The sequence below is a fragment of the Pseudomonas sp. D4-21 genome (assembly GCF_051132125.1).
Classification (GTDB): Bacteria; Pseudomonadota; Gammaproteobacteria; order Pseudomonadales; family Pseudomonadaceae; genus Aquipseudomonas.
Window position 1 is genome coordinate 4,439,657 of sequence record NZ_CP071664.1, and the last position, 17,394, is coordinate 4,457,050.

Annotated in this window: 16 protein-coding genes and 1 pseudogene; 11 read left to right on the plus strand and 6 right to left on the minus strand. The window is 61.9% G+C overall.

Annotated elements, in window-relative coordinates; all coding sequences use genetic code 11:
- Nucleotides 1–21: 21 nt before the first annotated feature.
- Nucleotides 22–453: a hypothetical protein gene (locus J3Q04_RS19900; RefSeq protein ID WP_434609810.1), complete on the minus strand. Its 432-nt coding sequence runs from the start codon at nt 451–453 to the stop codon at nt 22–24.
- Nucleotides 454–490: 37 nt separating this feature from the next.
- On the opposite strand from J3Q04_RS19900, the gene J3Q04_RS19905 reads away from it, so the two are divergent.
- From J3Q04_RS19905 to J3Q04_RS19920, 4 genes are all read left to right on the plus strand, one after another.
- A complete protein-coding gene (locus J3Q04_RS19905) occupies nt 491–799 on the plus strand; it encodes an arsenate reductase (RefSeq protein WP_238349422.1) in 309 nt (102 codons plus the stop codon).
- A 32-nt stretch (nt 800–831) separates the two neighbouring features.
- Complete coding sequence (gene dapD / locus J3Q04_RS19910; RefSeq protein ID WP_420764230.1) at nt 832–1,866, plus strand: 2,3,4,5-tetrahydropyridine-2,6-dicarboxylate N-succinyltransferase; 1,035 nt, start codon at nt 832–834, stop codon at nt 1,864–1,866.
- Between the two features lie 73 nt (nt 1,867–1,939).
- Nucleotides 1,940–3,145 carry an aminotransferase class V-fold PLP-dependent enzyme gene (locus tag J3Q04_RS19915; RefSeq protein ID WP_434609807.1) on the plus strand — a complete coding sequence of 402 codons (1,206 nt, stop codon included), beginning with the start codon at nt 1,940–1,942 and terminating at the stop codon, nt 3,143–3,145.
- Entirely contained in the window at nt 3,142–3,546 is a 405-nt protein-coding gene (locus tag J3Q04_RS19920; protein ID WP_434562523.1) for a SufE family protein, read from the plus strand. Before J3Q04_RS19915 ends, J3Q04_RS19920 begins: the two co-directional genes overlap by 4 nt.
- Nucleotides 3,547–3,671: 125 nt before the next feature.
- Here the strand turns inward: J3Q04_RS19920 and tcdA are convergent, their stop codons facing one another.
- Complete coding sequence (tcdA, locus tag J3Q04_RS19925) at nt 3,672–4,484, minus strand: tRNA cyclic N6-threonylcarbamoyladenosine(37) synthase TcdA (protein ID WP_053182857.1); 813 nt, start codon at nt 4,482–4,484, stop codon at nt 3,672–3,674.
- A 291-nt stretch (nt 4,485–4,775) separates the two neighbouring features.
- Between tcdA and dapE the strand changes: the two genes are divergently transcribed.
- The 3 genes from dapE to J3Q04_RS19940 all read left to right on the plus strand — a co-directional run bounded on the left by dapE (nt 4,776) and on the right by J3Q04_RS19940 (nt 7,193).
- A complete protein-coding gene (gene dapE, locus J3Q04_RS19930; RefSeq protein ID WP_434562521.1) occupies nt 4,776–5,927 on the plus strand; it encodes a succinyl-diaminopimelate desuccinylase in 1,152 nt (383 codons plus the stop codon).
- On the plus strand, nt 5,927–6,736 hold the full coding sequence (locus J3Q04_RS19935) for a putative RNA methyltransferase (protein WP_434609804.1): 810 nt from the start codon (nt 5,927–5,929) through the stop codon (nt 6,734–6,736). Before dapE ends, J3Q04_RS19935 begins: the two co-directional genes overlap by 1 nt.
- Nucleotides 6,737–6,815: 79 nt before the next feature.
- Complete coding sequence (locus tag J3Q04_RS19940; protein WP_434609802.1) at nt 6,816–7,193, plus strand: hypothetical protein; 378 nt, start codon at nt 6,816–6,818, stop codon at nt 7,191–7,193.
- 150 nt (nt 7,194–7,343) lie between these two features.
- On the opposite strand, the pseudogene J3Q04_RS19945 reads toward J3Q04_RS19940, so the two are convergent.
- A pseudogene (locus J3Q04_RS19945) lies at nt 7,344–7,541 on the minus strand (cold-shock protein); the annotation flags it as partial.
- 240 nt (nt 7,542–7,781) lie between these two features.
- On the opposite strand from J3Q04_RS19945, the gene plsB reads away from it, so the two are divergent.
- The 3 genes from plsB to J3Q04_RS19960 are packed head-to-tail and all read left to right on the plus strand — an operon-like array spanning nt 7,782 to nt 11,454.
- Complete coding sequence (plsB, locus tag J3Q04_RS19950) at nt 7,782–10,283, plus strand: glycerol-3-phosphate 1-O-acyltransferase PlsB (RefSeq protein ID WP_434562517.1); 2,502 nt, start codon at nt 7,782–7,784, stop codon at nt 10,281–10,283.
- Nucleotides 10,284–10,336: 53 nt separating this feature from the next.
- Nucleotides 10,337–10,735 carry a YbaY family lipoprotein gene (locus tag J3Q04_RS19955; RefSeq protein ID WP_420764223.1) on the plus strand — a complete coding sequence of 133 codons (399 nt, stop codon included), beginning with the start codon at nt 10,337–10,339 and terminating at the stop codon, nt 10,733–10,735.
- Nucleotides 10,736–10,764: 29 nt separating this feature from the next.
- Nucleotides 10,765–11,454: a DUF4197 domain-containing protein gene (locus tag J3Q04_RS19960; RefSeq protein WP_434562515.1), complete on the plus strand. Its 690-nt coding sequence runs from the start codon at nt 10,765–10,767 to the stop codon at nt 11,452–11,454.
- 135 nt (nt 11,455–11,589) lie between these two features.
- Here J3Q04_RS19960 and J3Q04_RS19965 read toward each other — a convergent pair whose 3' ends face one another.
- Nucleotides 11,590–14,655 carry an efflux RND transporter permease subunit gene (locus J3Q04_RS19965; protein ID WP_434609798.1) on the minus strand — a complete coding sequence of 1,022 codons (3,066 nt, stop codon included), beginning with the start codon at nt 14,653–14,655 and terminating at the stop codon, nt 11,590–11,592.
- Between the two features lie 6 nt (nt 14,656–14,661).
- Entirely contained in the window at nt 14,662–15,762 is a 1,101-nt protein-coding gene (locus J3Q04_RS19970) for an efflux RND transporter periplasmic adaptor subunit (RefSeq protein WP_420764221.1), read from the minus strand.
- A 93-nt stretch (nt 15,763–15,855) separates the two neighbouring features.
- Here J3Q04_RS19970 and J3Q04_RS19975 point away from each other — a divergent pair, with 93 nt between their 5' ends.
- Nucleotides 15,856–16,491 (plus strand): TetR/AcrR family transcriptional regulator, encoded by a 636-nt coding sequence (locus J3Q04_RS19975; RefSeq protein WP_434609795.1) that lies wholly within the window; start codon nt 15,856–15,858, stop codon nt 16,489–16,491.
- Nucleotides 16,492–16,602: 111 nt separating this feature from the next.
- On the opposite strand, the gene J3Q04_RS19980 is transcribed toward J3Q04_RS19975, so the two are convergent.
- A complete protein-coding gene (locus J3Q04_RS19980) occupies nt 16,603–17,385 on the minus strand; it encodes a class I SAM-dependent methyltransferase (RefSeq protein ID WP_420764219.1) in 783 nt (260 codons plus the stop codon).
- Between the last annotated feature and the right edge of the window lie 9 nt (nt 17,386–17,394).

Sequence of the window (17,394 nt, forward strand, 5' to 3'; positions counted from 1 at the left end):
GCTTTGTCGTTAGGGTAAGGATCAGAAAATGGATGTGATCTCGATGGTCGCAAATTGTTGATCTTCTGGATCCCTCTCGGCGTTGACCCAGCCAGGCAGACGGGTCGGAATAAGCTTAACTGCAATGCCAGCTACACATATCCGGCAACAGCTTGCAGTTGAAGTGCCATATTGACCGCCTAACATCAGCTTGGCCGTTACACCTATGTCGCAGCCCTGCCCTGTGGAATGAGCCTGTGGGAGCAAAGCTTGCTCGCGATGAACGATGACACAGTGTTGCAGTTGAACCGTGTCGCCTGTATCGCGAGCAAGCTTTGCTCCCACAAGCTCGCTCCCACAGGTTTTGGTGTACATCAACCTGGGCCGCCGCGAAACCGTCCGGTCATGGCATAATCCTTCACCTTTTATTTCCGGCACCTGCAAAGGGGGCAGTTCCTTGACCGATTCAAGCAAAACGTTGCACCTTTTCGGCATCAAAGCCTGTGACACGATGAAAAAGGCGCGCACCTGGCTCGATGATCACGCTGTGCATTACGATTTTCATGACTACAAGACCGCCGGCATCGACCGTGAGCACCTGACTCAATGGTGCGACGAGCATGGCTGGCAAGTGGTGTTGAACCGCGCCGGTACGACCTTTCGCAAACTCGACGACGAACGCAAAGCCGATCTCGACCAGACGAAAGCCATCGAACTGATGCTCGCCCAACCCTCGATGATCAAGCGCCCGGTGCTCGACCTCGGTGACCGTACCCTGATTGGCTTCAAGCCAGATATCTACGCGGCAGAAATCAAGTAAGCCTGCCCAGTCCATTTTGTAGAGGTAATTTCATGTCCACTACCCTGTTCAGCCTGGCCTTCGGCGTCGGCACCCAAAATCGTGAAGGCGCCTGGCTGGAAGTGTTCTACGCACAGCCATTACTCAACCCGTCGGCCGAGATCGTGGCAGCCGTCGCGCCGATCCTTGGCTACAGCGAAGGCAACCAGGCCATCACTTTCACCACCGCTCAGGCCTCGCAACTGGCCGAGGCACTTCGCAGCGTCGACGCCGCGCAAGCCAAGCTGTTGACTCGCCTGGCTGAAAGCCACAAGCCGCTGGTCGCCACCCTGTTGGCCGAGGATGCCCAGCTGAGCTCCACCCCTGAGGCTTACCTGAAGCTGCACCTGTTGTCCCATCGTCTGGTCAAGCCTCACGGCCTGAACCTGGCCGGTATCTTCCCGCTGCTGCCAAACGTGGCATGGACCAGCCAGGGCGCGATCGACCTGGCCGAACTGGCCGAGCACCAGCTCGAAGCCCGCTTGCGTGGCGAGTTGCTGGAAGTGTTCTCGGTGGATAAATTCCCGAAAATGACCGACTACGTGGTCCCGGCCGGCGTGCGTATCGCCGACGCCGCGCGCCTGCGCCTGGGCGCCTATGTGGGCGAAGGCACCACGGTCATGCACGAAGGTTTCGTCAATTTCAACGCCGGCACCGAAGGCCCGGGCATGATCGAAGGCCGTGTTTCGGCGGGCGTGTTCGTCGGCAAGGGCTCGGACCTGGGTGGCGGCTGCTCGACCATGGGTACTCTCTCGGGCGGCGGCAACATTGTGATCAAGGTCGGCGAAGGCTGCCTGATCGGCGCCAACGCCGGCATCGGTATCCCGCTGGGCGACCGCAACACCGTGGAGTCGGGCCTGTACGTGACCGCCGGCACCAAAGTCGCCCTGCTGGATGAGAACAACCAGCTGGTCAAAGTGGTCAAGGCCCGCGATCTGGCTGGCCAGCCGGACCTGTTGTTCCGCCGTAACTCCGAGACCGGCGCGGTGGAATGCAAGACCCACAAGTCGGCCATCGAGCTCAACGAAGCATTGCACGCGCACAACTAAGCTTCACACCATCACCTGTGGGAGCAGATTTGCTCCCACAGGGTCCGGCGTAACTCCAGCAGGGCCCGCAAGCATGTTGATTCAATCCCCCTGGCGTGCCGATTTCCCGGCCATCGCCGCCCTGCAACGGCAAGGCCAGACCTACCTGGACAACGCCGCCACCACGCAAAAACCCCAAGCTTTGCTCGACGCTCTGGCGCATTACTACGCCAACGGCGCGGCCAACGTGCACCGGGCGCAACATCTGCCCGGAGCCCTGGCCACCCAGGCATTCGAAGACAGTCGCCTCAAGGTCTCACAATGGCTCAACGCGGGTGACTGCGGGCAAATCGTATTCACCCACGGCGCCACTTCGGCGTTGAACCTGCTCGCCTACGGGCTGGAACACCTGTTCAACCCAGGCGATGAAATTGTCGTCAGCGCCCTGGAGCATCACGCCAACCTGTTGCCCTGGCAGCAACTGGCCGAGCGCCGCGCGTTGACACTGGTGGTACTGCCACTGGACGCCGACGGCGTTATCGACAGCGCTGCGGCCGCCGAGCTTATCGGTCCTCGCACGCGCCTGTTGGCGGTGAGCCAATTGTCCAACGTGCTTGGCACTTGGCAGCCGTTGCCGGCATTGCTGGCGATGGCCAAGGCGCAGGGTGCGCTGACGGTCATCGATGGCGCCCAAGGCGTCGTCCATGGTCGTCATGATGTGGAGACCTTGGGCTGCGACTTCTATGTGTTTTCCAGTCACAAGCTGTACGGCCCGGAAGGCTTGGGCGTGCTGTTTGGCCGCACCGCAGCGCTTGGCCAACTGCGTCACTGGCAGTTTGGCGGCGAAATGGTGCAGCAGGCCGATTACCACAGCGCCACCTTCCGCCCGGCGCCACTGGGTTTCGAAGCCGGGACGCCGCCTATCGCCAGTGTGATCGGCCTGGGAGCGACCCTCGATTACCTGTCCGGCCTCGACGGGCAGGCGGTCATCGATCATGAAACTGCCCTGCATGACTATCTGCTTCACGGCCTGCAGGCGCGCAACGGCGTGCGCCTGGTGGGCGAGCCGCAACTGGCCCTCGTCAGTTTTGTGGTCGACGGCATCCACAATGCCGACCTGGCGCACCTGCTGACCGAGCAAGGCATCGCCGTGCGCGCCGGGCATCACTGCGCAATGCCGCTGTTCAGGCATCTGAAGCTGTCCGGGGCGATTCGGGTGTCGCTGGCGCTGTACAACGACTCCGCCGATCTCGAACGTTTTTTCGAGGCCCTGGACCAGGCCTTGGAGATGCTGCGATGAACCTGCCTGCCGATGCGGTCGCCGCGCTGCAAGTTTTTCAGGACGCCTCCGGTTGGGAACAGCGGGCCCGCCTGCTGATGCAATGGGGCGATCGCCTGGCGCCATTGAGCGATGCAGACAAGTGCGACGCCAACCTTGTCCACGGCTGTGAGAGCCAGGTGTGGTTGGTGGGGCAGTTGCGCGATGGCCACTGGCAGTTCTCCGCCAACAGCGATGCGAGATTGATCCGTGGCTTGGTGGCGTTGTTGCTCGCGCGGGTCAATGGCTTATCCGCTGACGAGTTACAGCAGGTTGATTTGCCGGATTGGTTCAATCAGTTGGGGTTATCGCGGCAGCTATCGCCGTCGCGCAGCAATGGATTGAATGCGGTGTTGAAGCGCATGCGCGAACTGACGCAATAACCTGTGGCGAGGGAGCTTGCTCCCGCTTGAGCGCGAAGCGCTCACATTAATGGGTCTGCTGCGCAGCCCAGCGGGAGCAAGCTCCCTCGCCACAGGTCATCACTCCCTTAGTCAACTGCGCTGCATCACTCCCCGGGTTTGACCCTGTCCGCCGGCCGCCGCACGCCCGCGACAATCTTATCCACAGCCTTGGTCGCCGCGACCATGCCGAACGTCGCCGTGACCATCATCACCGCGCCGAACCCGCCGGCGCAGTCGAGCTTGACGCCGTCTCCGACAAAACTCTTCTGCAAGCAAATGCTGCCATCCGGTTTCGGGTAGCGCAGTTGTTCGGTGGAGAACACGCACGGCACGCTGTAGTGGCGGGTCACGGTGCGGGAGAAGCCGTAGTCGCGGCGCAAGGTCGAGCGCACCTTGGAGGCCAGCGGGTCATTGAAGGTGCGGTTCAAGTCACAGACCTGGATCAGCGTCGGGTCGATCTGCCCGCCCGCGCCGCCGGTGGTGATGATCTGGATCTTGCGGCGCTTGCACCAGGCGATGAGCGCGGCCTTGGCATTGACGCTGTCGATGCAGTCGATCACGCAGTCGATGTTCGGCGTGATGTACTCGGCCATGGTGTCGCGGGTGACGAAGTCCGCGACTGCATGCACGGTGCAATCGGGGTTGATGCCGCGCAGCCGCTCGGCCATCACCTCGACCTTGGGCTTGCCGACGGTGCTATCCAGGGCGTGTAGTTGGCGGTTTGCGTTGCTGACGCAGACGTCGTCCAAGTCGAACAGCGAAATCTCGCCCACGCCACAACGGGCAATGGCTTCCGCCGCCCAGGATCCGACGCCGCCAACACCGACAATTGCCACATGGGCCGCCCGCAGGCGCTCCAGGCCTTCGATGCCATACAAACGGGCGATGCCGGCAAACCGTGGATCTTCTGTACTCATGACCGTTACCCCAAAAACCGGCGCGCATTATAGGGCTTTGCCGTGGCAATTCGAGCTGTTCGCGAATTGAATCCCACCAATTTCCCCTTGCTCGCGATGGCGTCAATCCAGTCAATAGAGTATCGACTGATCCACCGCCATCGCGAGCAGGCTCGCTCCCACAGGATTTGTGTTCCAACCGACCAGCACCAGGGGCCCATGAGAGTCGTTTTGCTATAAGATAACCGCCATTTTGCGCGAGCCAGCCTGCTCCCGCACTAGCCTTGCGTCCACATTATTCCCGGAGCTTCCATGACGGCCCACGCCGACCTTTCGCCAACCCTGCAACTCGCCATCGACCTGATCCGCCGTCCGTCCGTGACGCCGTTGGATGCCGATTGCCAGAAAATCATGATGCAGCGCCTGGGCGACGCCGGTTTTAAGCTGGAGCCGATGCGCATCGAGGATGTGGATAACTTCTGGGCCAGCCATGGCAAGCAGGACGGCCCGGTGCTGTGCTTCGCCGGCCACACCGATGTGGTGCCGACCGGTCCGGTGCAGGCGTGGCAGCTCGACCCGTTCAATGCGGTCATCGACGAACACGGCATGCTCTGCGGCCGCGGCGCGGCGGACATGAAAGGCAGCCTGGCGGCGATGGTTGTGGCGGCCGAGCGGTTTGTCGCCGACTACCCGGACCACAAGGGCTCGCTGACTTTCCTGATCACCAGCGATGAAGAAGGCCCGGCCCACCACGGCACCAAAGCCGTGGTCGAACGCCTCAAGGCCCGCCAGGAGCGCCTGGACTGGTGCATCGTCGGCGAGCCGTCGAGTACCACGCTGGTGGGCGATGTGGTCAAGAACGGCCGTCGCGGCTCCCTCGGCGCGAAACTCACCGTACGCGGCAAACAGGGTCACGTGGCTTATCCACACCTGGCGAAGAACCCGATCCACCTGGCCGCGCCGGCCCTGGCCGAACTCGCCGCCGAGCACTGGGACCATGGCAACGATTTCTTCCCACCGACCAGCTTCCAGATCTCCAACCTGAACTCTGGCACCGGCGCGACCAACGTGATCCCCGGCGATCTGGAAGCGGTGTTCAACTTCCGCTTCTCCACTGAATCCACCGTCGAGGGCCTGCAACAGCGCGTCGCCGATATCCTCGACAAGCATCAGCTGGACTGGCACATCGACTGGGCTTTGTCCGGCCTGCCATTCCTCACCGAGCCGGGTGCCCTGCTGGACGCCGTGTCATCGAGCATCAAGGACGTGACGGGCCGCGAGACGAAAGCCTCCACCAGCGGCGGTACGTCCGACGGTCGATTCATCGCCACCATGGGCACGCAAGTCGTGGAGCTGGGGCCGGTCAACGCGACCATCCACCAGGTCAACGAACGCGTGCTGGCGGCTGATCTCGACGTGCTCACCGAGATCTACTACAAGACGCTGATCAAGTTGCTCGCCTGATGCTCGCCTGCCCGATCTGCAGTGAACCGCTGAACGCCGTGGACAACGGCGTCGTGTGCCCCGCCGGCCACCGGTTCGACCGTGCGCGGCAGGGTTACCTGAACCTGTTGCCGGTGCAGCACAAGAACAGCCGCGACCCCGGCGACAACCAGGCGATGGTCGAAGCTCGCCGCGACTTTCTCAACGCCGGGCACTACGCCCCGGTCGCCCGGCGCCTGGCCGAATTGGCGGCCGAACGGGCACCTGGACGTTGGCTCGACATCGGTTGTGGTGAGGGCTACTACACCGCGCAAATCGCCGATGCCCTGCCCAACGCCGATGGCTATGCCCTCGACATCTCCCGCGAAGCGGTCAAGCGCGCCTGCAAACGCAACCCGCGGCTTACCTGGTTGATCGCCAGCATGGCCCGGGTGCCGCTGGCGGATGGCTGCTGCCAGTTCCTCGCGAGTGTGTTCAGCCCGCTGGATTGGCAAGAGGCCAAGCGCTTGCTCAGCCCCGGCGGCGGCCTGATGAAAGTCGGCCCTACCGCCGGCCACCTGATGGAATTGCGCGAGCGCCTGTACGACGAAGTGCGCGGGTACACGGACGACAAGCACCTGGCCTTGGTGCCGCCCGGCATGGCGCTGGATCACAGCGAAACCCTGGAATTCAAGCTGACGCTCGACAGCGGCCAGGACCGCGCCAATCTGCTGGCGATGACGCCCCACGGCTGGCGCGCCAGCGCCGAGCGCCGCGCCAACGTGATCGAACAGGCCGAGCCGTTCGAAGTCACGGTGTCGATGCGCTACGATTATTTCATTGTTCAATAATTAACCTTTGGCCCCTGGCAATCGCTTGGGGCCAGCTAAATCCGCGAATGGATTTTTCAAGACCACAGTGAGGACATCCATGCGCCAACCCGATATCGAGATTTACCTGAAGGACGCCGACGTTGACCACAGGGCCATCGCCCACTGGCTAGGCGAGGCCCTGGGCCCATGCAGCGACTGGGTACAGAAAGGCCAGACCTACAAGTGCAAGGCTGGCCACATTCCGGTGACCTGGCTGCCCAAGGCCGTAGGAAAATGGAACAGCCTCTATCTGGAAAGTGACCAGACCCCGTGGGAAGACGACATTGCCTGCGCCCGCGCCGCCTTCGCCGCGCTGAACGTCGAAGTGCGCTGCGCGCCCGGCTCCTGGGTGGAAGAAGAAGGGGAAGAATCGGCGGACCGCTGGATCCGCATCAGCGCCGATGGGGAAGAAGAGATTACCTGGAAAACGGCGTGATTTAGCGCCCAGCGCTGATCTAATGTGGGAGCGAGCCTGCTCGCGAAAGCGGTGTGACAGTTAATGAGTCATTGTCTGATACACAGCTTTCGCGAGCAGGCTCGCTCCCACAGGGTTTTGTGTTGCCGGTGAATGCGGCTTACAACCCACCACATCCTCAGCCTGCAGGCCCTTCTGGCCTTCCACGACCGCGTACTCGACCTGCTGGCCTTCGGTCAGTGAGCGGTGGCCCTCGCCACGGATCGCGCGGTAATGCACGAACACATCCGCTCCGCCCTCGCGCTGGATAAAGCCGTAGCCCTTGGCGTCGTTGAACCACTTCACACTGCCGGTTTCGCGTGTTGCCATGATGCTCACTCCTGTTTTCTTATTGTTAAGTCGGCTTTTCCCGCCCGATTGAAAAGGCAAAGCCGTACGAACCTAAGCCACCGTCCGAACGTCCATGGGGAAGCCCCGGGCAGTAACCGGCCGAGTATATGACACCCGGAAAAACTCTCAACTGACTTTACTTCGGTGCTTTTTTGCCGATTTTCGACGAATCCGGCACACTGGCGCCCGCTCCATCCCATTCACTCATGCAGAAGCCGTATGACCCGCTCCCCGTTCCGCCGTCTTGTGTTTGGCACCTTGCGCCGACTTTTATATCTCTGGGTTCGCTCCGAGACGATCAATCAGTCGTCCTTTACCCTCAACCTCGACCGCAGTCGCCCCGTGTTCTACGTCCTGCAAGACCCTTCGCTGACCGACCTGGCGGTGCTCGACACCGAATGCACCAAGGCCGGCCTGCCGCGCCCGGTACTGCCGGTCTCGGTGGGCAACCTGCTGGAGCCGGCGGCATTTTTCTACCTGACGCCGGCACCGGACTGGCTCGGGCGCCAGGATAAACGCGGTGCGCCGCCCACCCTGACGCGGCTGGTCGACGTGCTGACCCACAACGCCGCCGAGGACGCGCAGATCATTCCGGTCAGCGTGTTCTGGGGCCAATCGCCCGACAGCGAATCCAGCCCGTGGAAACTGTTGTTCGCCGACAGTTGGGCGGTCACCGGACGCCTGCGCCGATTGCTGAGCATCATGATCCTGGGGCGCAAGACCCGCGTGCAGTTCTCCGCCCCGATCCATCTGCGCGAACTGATCGAGCACGATAAAGGCCACGAACGCACCGTGCGCATGGCCCAGCGGATCCTGCGGGTACACTTTCGCAACTTGAAAGCGGCGGTCATCGGTCCCGACATCTCCCACCGACGCCATCTGGTCAAGGGTCTGTTGAACCAGCCGCTGGTCAAGCAGGCCATCGCCGAAGAAGCCGAGCGGGAGAAGATCTCGCCGGAGAAAGCCAAAGCCCAGGCCCTGCGCTACGGCAACGAGATCGCCTCGGACTACACCTACACGGCCATCCGCTTCCTGGAAGTGGTGCTGAGCTGGTTCTGGAACAAGATCTACGACGGCATCAAGGTCAACCACATCGAAGGCGTGCAAAACGTTGCCCAAGGCCATGAAGTCATTTATGTCCCCTGCCACCGCAGTCATATCGACTACCTGCTGCTGTCGTACCTGCTGTTTCGCAATGGCCTGACGCCACCGCACATCGCCGCCGGCATCAACCTGAACATGCCGGTGATCGGCAGCCTGCTGCGCCGCGGCGGGGCGTTTTTCATGCGCCGCACGTTCAAGGGCAACCCGCTCTATACCGCCGTGTTCAACGAATACCTGCACACGCTGTTCACCAAGGGGTTCCCGGTGGAGTACTTCGTCGAAGGCGGCCGTTCGCGCACCGGGCGCATGCTGCAACCCAAGACCGGCATGCTCGCCATTACCCTACGCAGTTTCTTGCGCTCGTCACGCATGCCCATCGTCTTCGTGCCGGTGTACATCGGTTATGAGCGGGTCCTGGAAGGCCGTACCTACCTGGGCGAACTGCGCGGCGCGAGCAAGAAGAAGGAGTCGATCTTCGACATCTTCAAGGTCATCGGCGCCCTCAAGCAACGCTTCGGCCAAGTGGCGGTGAACTTCGGCGAGCCGATCAAGCTGGCGGAATTCCTCGACGGCGAGCAACCTGGCTGGCGCCAGCAAGAGCTGGGCCCGCAATTCAAGCCGGCCTGGCTCAACGCGACCACCAACCGCCTCGGCGAACGCGTGGCGCGGCACCTGAACGAGGCCGCCGCTATCAACCCGGTCAACCTTGTCGCCCTGGCATTGCTGTCCACCAGCCGACTGGCTCTCGACGACCAGGCCATGGCCCGCGTGCTGGACTTGTACCTCGCGCTGCTGCGCAAAGTGCCCTATTCGCCCCACACCACCTTGCCTGAGGGCGACGGCCGGGCGTTGATCGAGCATGTCAAAGGCATGGACCTGCTGTCGGAACAGAGCGATGCCTTGGGCAAGATTCTGTATCTGGATGAACAGAACGCCGTGTTGATGACCTACTACCGCAACAACGTGCTGCACATCTTCGCCCTTCCGGCGCTGCTGGCGAGCTTCTTCCAGAGCAGCTCGCGCATGAGCCGCGAACAGATCCTGCGTTATACACGAGCCCTGTATCCGTACTTGCAATCGGAGCTGTTCATTCGCTGGTCGCTGGAAGAACTGGACGATGTGGTCGACCAGTGGCTTGAAGCGTTCGTCGAACAGGGCCTGCTGCGTTTCGAGAAAGACCTGTACTTGCGTCCTGTTCCAAGTTCTCGACACTTTGTGCTGCTGACCTTGCTATCGAAGAGCATCGCCCAGACATTGCAGCGCTTCTACATGACCGTTTCGCTGCTGCTCAACAGCGGGCAGAACAGCATCAGCGCCGAAGAACTGGAAGACCTCTGCACCGTCATGGCCCAGCGGCTGTCGATCCTGCACGGACTCAACGCGCCGGAGTTCTTCGACAAGAGCCTGTTCCGCCACTTCATCCAGACGATGCTCGACCTCGACGTACTGCGCCGTGATGAAGCGGGCAAGCTAAGCTATCACGAGCTGCTCGGCGAATTGGCCGAAGGCGCGGCCAAGCGTGTGTTGCCGGCGGAGATTCGCTTGTCGATCCGCCAGGTGGCGTTGCATCGCAGTGAAGACGCCATGGCTCCGGACACGCCAGTCACCCAGGATTGATTCTGTCACAGGCCCCAGGATTTCACTGGGGCCCCCAATATGGAAATGTCCCCATGAAAAAGCTTCTTCTCGTCGCTGCTGCCACGTTGCTCAGCGCCTGCTCCAGCACGCCGCTGGCCAGCAAGAACAGCCTCGACGGCGAGGTGTTCTACCTGCAACGCATCGCCTTACCGCCCACTGCTACCTTGACCGTGAGCCTGCAAGACGTCTCCCTCGCCGACGCGCCAGCCGTGACGGTCGATGAGCAGCGGGGCCCCGTCAAAGGCCAAGTCCCATTACCATTCAAGCTCAGTTATGATCCGGCGCAGGTCAAGCCCGGCCACCGTTATGCCGTGAGCGCCCGCATCGAAGTCGACGGCCAGTTGATGTTCATCAGCACTGAACAACACACCGTGCAGCTCGATGGCAAAGATCCGCAGCCGTTGAAGATTCGCGTCAACGCTGCACGCTGATTCCTGTTCCACTCTTCAAGGAAGCTGCCATGCTCCGCTTTACCCTTCGTTTCACCGGCCTGTGCGCCGGCCTGTTGATCTGCGCCAATGCCATGGCCCTGTCCCTCGGCGACCTTTCCCAGAAAGACGCCACGGGTGGTCTCAAGGATGCCCTGACCCAGGGCGCCCAGGTGGCGGTCAAGCAGCTGGGCACCCCAGGCGGGTTCAGCAACAACCCGGACGTCAAGATTGAATTGCCAGGCAAGCTCGGCAAAGTCGCCAGCAAGATGAAAGCCTTCGGCATGGGCGACCAGGTGGATCAGCTGGAAACCAGCATGAACCAGGCGGCCGAAGCCGCGGTGGTGCAGGCCCAGCCGATCCTGGTCGACGCCGTGAAGAACATGAGCGTGAGCGACGCCAAGGGCATATTGAGCGGCGGCAACGATTCGGCCACCCAGTACCTGAACAAGAGCAGCCGCGAGCAGATTCGCGCCAAGTTCCTGCCCATCGTCAAGCAAGCCACCGACAAGGTCGGCCTGGCCCAGCAATACAACGCCTTTGCCGGCCAAGCCGCGACACTAGGAGTGGTCGATGCCAAGAGCGCCAATGTCGAGAACTATGTGACTGAACAGGCGCTGGATGGTTTGTTCGAGATGATCGCAAAACAGGAAGCCACCATTCGCCAGAATCCGGCGGCTGCGGCGACCAGTTTGGCGAAGAAGGTTTTTGGCACTCTCTAAGCCAAGCGCAAAAACACTGTGGGAGCGAGCCTGCTCGCGATATCGGTATCAGCCATAACATCTCTGTTGGCTGTAGCACCGCAATCGCGAGCAGGCTCGCTCCCACATTTGATTTTCAGTGCTATCAGAATCGGTTCAAGTCTTCTTGACCCTGAACCACGCCGCATACAACGCCGGCAGGAACAGCAGCGTCAATGCCGTTGCCACGATCAATCCCCCCATGATCGCCACCGCCATCGGGCCGAAGAACAGGCTGCGTGACAGCGGGATCATTGCCAGCACCGCCGCCAGCGCGGTGAGCACGATCGGGCGGAACCGTCGCACCGTCGCTTCGATGATCGCCTGCCACGGGGCAAGCCCGGCCTTGATATCCTGTTCGATCTGATCCACCAGGATCACCGAGTTGCGCATGATCATGCCGGACAAGGCGATGGTGCCAAGCATTGCAACGAAACCGAACGGCTGGCGGAACACCAACAGGAACAGCGTCACGCCGATCAACCCCAGCGGCGCGGTGAGGAAGACCATGGCCGTGCGAGAGAAGCTGCGCAGTTGCAGCATCAACAAGGTCAGCACCACCACGATGAACAACGGCACACCGGCGTTCACCGATTTCTGGCCTCGGGCCGAGTCCTCTACCGTGCCACCCACCTCAAGCAGATAACCATCCGGAAGTTCCGCCTGGATCGGATCCAGGGTCGGGAAAATCTGCTGCACCAGGGTCGCCGGCTGTTCTTTGCCGTAGATATCGGCCCGAACGGTCACGCTCGGCAGGCGGTTGCGGTGCCAGATCACGCCCTCTTCAAAGCCATACTCCAGCGTGGCGATCTGCGACAGGGCAACGGTCGTGCCGTTGTCGGTCGGCACCGCCAGGCTTGGCAACAGCGACAGCTCGGTGCGCTCATGCACCGTGCCGCGCAGCAGAATCTCGATCAACTCGTTGTCTTCCCGGTACTGGCTGACGCTGGATCCGGTGAGGGAGCTTTGCAAGAAGCTCGACAGACTCGCGGTTGTCACCCCCAAGGCTCGCGCACGGTCCTGGTCGATGTTCAGATAGACCACTTTGCTGGGCTCTTCCCAGTCCAGATGCACATTGGCAACGTAGGGGTTTTCCCGGACTTTTGTCGCCACTTTCCTCGCCAGGGCCCGCACCTCCTCGATGTGCTCTCCCGTCACGCGAAACTGCACCGGGTAGCCCACCGGCGGACCGTTCTCCAGGCGCGTCACCCGCGAGCGCAAGGTTGGGAACTGCTCGTTCAGGGTGGTGATCAGCCAACTGCGCAACGGCTCGCGGTCTTCGATGGTCTTGGCCAACACCACGAATTGGGCGAAGCTCGGCGCCGGCAGTTGTTGGTCCAGGGGCAAATAGAAACGCGGTGAACCGGTGCCGACATAAGCGACGTAGTTGTCGATGCCGGCGTGGTCCTTGAGCAGCGCTTCCAGGCGCTTGACCTGCTCGGCGGTGTTGACCAACGAAGCGCCCTCGGCCAATTTCAAATCGACCATCAGCTCCAGGCGCCCCGACGCCGGGAAAAACTGCTGCGGCACAAAACGGAACAGCACCACCGAGCCCAGGAACAGCAGCACGGTCAACGCGATGACGGTCTTGCGCCGACGCACGCACCACTCCACCAATCGCCGTACACGCTGGTAGAACGGCGTACCGTAGGGATCGGGCTGGCCGTCCACCGTGCCATGCTTGGCCGCATGAATCTTCGCCAGGTCCGGCAGGAGTTTTTCCCCCAGGTACGGCACGAATACCACGGCAGCCACCCAGGAAGCCAACAGTGCGAGGGTCACCACCTGGAAAATCGAACGGGTGTACTCGCCGGTGCCCGATTGGGCGGTGGCGATCGGCAGGAAGCCCGCCGCGGTGATCAAGGTCCCGGTGAGCATCGGAAACGCCGTACTGGTCCAGGCGTAGCTGGCCGCCCTGATCCGGTCGAAGCCTTGCTCCATCTTGATCGCCATCATCTCCACGGCGATGATCGCGTCGTCCACCAGCAGCCCCAGGGCCAAGACCAGCGCGCCGAGGGAGATTTTGTGCAAGCCGATCCCCAGGTAGTACATCGCGGCGAAGGTCATCGCCAACACCAGCGGAATCGCCAGCGCCACCACCATCCCGGTACGCAGCCCCAGGGAGAAAAAGCTCACCAGCAACACGATGGTCAGCGCTTCCACCAGCACCTGGACGAACTCGCCGACACCGGTCTTCACCGCCGCGGGCTGGTCGGAAACCTTGCGCAATTGCATACCCGCCGGCAGCGTGTTCTGGATGCGGGCAAACTCGACTTCCAGGGCCTTGCCCAACACAAGGATGTCACCGCCCTCCTTCATCGCCACGGCCAGGCCGATGGCATCTTCGCCCATGAACCGCATGCGCGGCGCGGGTGGATCGTTGAAGCCGCGACGCACGTCTGCTACATCGCCGATGCGGAAGGTGCGGTCGGCCACGCGGATCGGAAAGTCACGGATCTCTTCCACGGTCTGGAAATTCCCGGAAACCCGTAGCTGCAATCGCTCGCTGGCGGTCTCGAAGAATCCGGCCGTAGACACCGCGTTCTGCGCTTCCAGGGCTTGCTGGACCGCCGCCAGCGGCAGGCCGAGGGTCGCCAGTTTCACGTTCGACAGTTCGACCCAGATTTTCTCGTCCTGCAGGCCGAGCAATTCGACCTTGCCCACATCCTTGACCCGCTGCAGCTGGATCTGGATGCGGTCGGCATAATCCTTGAGCACGCCATAATCGAAGCCGTCACCGGTGAGTGCGTAGATATTGCCAAACGTGGTGCCGAACTCATCGTTGAAGAACGGCCCCTGGATACCCGGCGGCAAGGTATGCCGGATATCGCTGATTTTCTTGCGGATCTGATACCACAGCTCGGGAATCTGCTTGGAATGCAAGGAGTCGCGAGCCATGAACGTCACCTGGGATTCGCCCGGGCGGGAGAACGAGACGATCTTTTCGTAATCGCCGGTTTCCATCAGCTTCTTTTCGATGCGCTCGGTGACTTGGCGCGACACTTCCTCAGCCGTGGCGCCTGGCCAGATCGTGCGAATGACCATGGCCTTGAAGGTGAACGGCGGGTCTTCGCTCTGGCCAAGCTTGGTGTAGGAAAGCGCCCCGACGATTGCGAGCAACAGCATCAGGAACAGTACGATCTGGCGGTTCCGCAACGCCCATTCGGAAAGATTGAAGCCCATCGGGGGTTACTCCTTGGCCGCCAGGTTGACTACGCGGTTGGAGCGATCCACCGGCCGCACCTGCTGGCCGTCCAGGAGCACATGCACGCCAGCGGCCACCACCCAGTCATTGGCACCCAGGCCTTCAAGCACCGGCACGTTGTTTTCGCCAAAGGCACCGACACGCACCGGGACTTTCTTGAGGGTGTTGTCGGGGTTGACCACCCAGACATAAGTCGCGCCGTTCTCGGCGGTGAGGGCCGACAGCGGCACTGACAGGGGGACCTTTTCGGCATTCTGGATAAACACCCGGGCGCTCTGGCCCAGTTCCGCCGGGACGCTGCCGGCGGTGAAGGCGACACGAGCGGCGAAGGTGCGGGATCTGGGATCGGCGGCCGGCGAGAGTTCGCGGATACGTCCGCTAAAGCGCTGGTCAGGTTGGCTCCACAGCTCGACCGAAACCGGCTGGCCAATCTTGAACCGACCGAAACTCTGCTCCGGCAGGCTGATCAGCACCTCGCGTTCACCGTCGGTGGCCAGGGTGAAGACGGTTTGACCGGCCGACACGACCTGACCCACTTCTACCGAACGCCGGGCCACGACGCCATCCTGGGGCGCACGCAAAATCGAATAGCTGGCCTGGTTGCTGGCAACGTCGAATTCAGCCTTGATCTGCTTGACCCGCGCGGCCCCGGAGCGAAAGAGATTTTCGGCGTTGTCGTATTGGGAGCGGCTGACCATCTGCCGCTCCATCAAGGTCTTGTAGCGGTCACGCTCGGCACGCACCAGGCTCAGGTTGGCCTCGGCGGCAGCGACCTGGGCCCGGCTCGCCTCGAGTTGCAGACGCACGTCTTCGGGATCGAGTTCAGCCAAGGGTTGATTGGCCTTGACCCGCTGCCCCTCCTCCACCAGCCGTCGGCTGACTTTGCCACCGATGCGAAAGGCCAGGTCCGGCTCGAATCGCGCCCGCACTTCGCCAGGATAACTGTCCATCGCCTGGGCCGAGGGCTCGGGCTTGACCACCATGGCCGGGCGGACGGTGACGGCCACCGGCTCCTCGTGGCCACACGCAGACAATAAAAAAGCCAGGCTGACTGGCACGGCGAGGGGCAGGACATAGCGGAACATGGTGGATGACCTTTCGCTAATGATGCTTGGAATAATTATACTGGCGGGTATGTTATTAATAGCAAACTCACCAGTCCAGTATTAAAGCGAAGAATGTCGAACAATCCTCCCCCTCCCAGCGGCCCTGGTCGTCCGAAGGATCTGGCCAAACGCCAGGCCATTCTCGATGCGGCCAAAAATCTCTTCCTGAGCCTGGGTTACGCCAGTACCAGCATGGATGCGGTGGCGACCGAGGCCGGTGTATCGAAGCTGACGGTCTACAGCCACTTCAACGATAAGGAAACGCTGTTTTCCGCCGCGGTGATCGCCAAGTGCGAAGAGCAAGTGCCGCCGCTGTTCTTCGAATGGGTCGAAGGCGTCCCGATCGAGCACGTGTTAATGAACATCGCCCGGGGCTTCAATCAACTGATCAACAGCGACGAGTCGGTGAATCTGCATCGGCTAATGGTCGCCCTGGGTAGTCAGGATCCGAAGCTCTCGACGATTTTCTACGAGGCCGGCCCGCAACGCATGCTCTGCGGCATGGAGCGGTTATTGAGCAAGGTCAACCAGAGCGGCGCCTTGAGCATCGACAAACCGCGAAATGCCGCCGAGCATTTTTTCTGCCTGATCAAGGGGGCGGCCAACTTCAGGTTGCTGTACGGCTGCGACGGACCGCAAGACGCCGAGGCGGCCGAGGCTCATGTGCAGGAAGTGGTGGGGTTGTTCATGCGGGCCTATCGGCCCTAGTTCCCAAGCGCCATCACCTGGGGGCTTCATTCGCGAGCAGGCTCGCTCCCACAAGGGATCGTGGTGTTCCGTGTGGGAGCGAGCCCGCTCGCGAACGGGGGCGCCTCGGTTTCAAGCCTTGAGCGCCTTCTTGGGATAGATATCGTACCGACTGGACTTGCCCTCGAGCCCATGGCTCGGCTTCGGCCCTTCGATGCAAGGCGCCTTGCGCGGGCGCTTGACCACCACCCGGTGGGTCGCCAGCGCCAGCGCCGCGGCCAGCAGCGCCGGTGCGTCATTGTCATCGCCCACCAAAGGTCGGAACAGGCGCATTTCCTTTTTCACCAGGGCGGTTTTCTCTCGATGGGGAAACATCGGGTCCAGGTAGATCACCTGGGGCGGCTCGCCTTCCCAATGGCGCATCACCTCGATGGAGTTGCCCTTGAGCAAACGCATGCGCGCCACGATCGGCGCCACGTCGAAATCTTCCGCGCCACGGGCCAGGCCATCTTCCAGCAGTGCACCGATCAGCGGCTGGCGCTCGATCAGGCTCATTTCGCAGCCCAGGCTCGCCAGCACAAACGCGTCCTTGCCCAACCCGGCCGTGGCGTCGAGTACCCGCGGACGCACACCTTGGGCGACACCGACCGCCTTGGCGATCATCTGACCGCTGCCACCGCCGTACAAGCGCCGATGGGCCGCGCCACCCTCGACGAAATCCACCCGCACCGGTCCCGGCGCGTCCGGACCCAATTGCTGCAATTGCAATCCCTGCTCGCCGACCTGCAAGGCAAACTCGCCATCGTCCACTTGCAAAGGCAGGCCAAGCCGCTCTGCCCATTGTTCGGCCTGGGGCTGGAACGCCGGAATCAAGGCCTCGACATGGATGCGGCAGGCCGCGGGTTGCTCAATCATGAAAACACG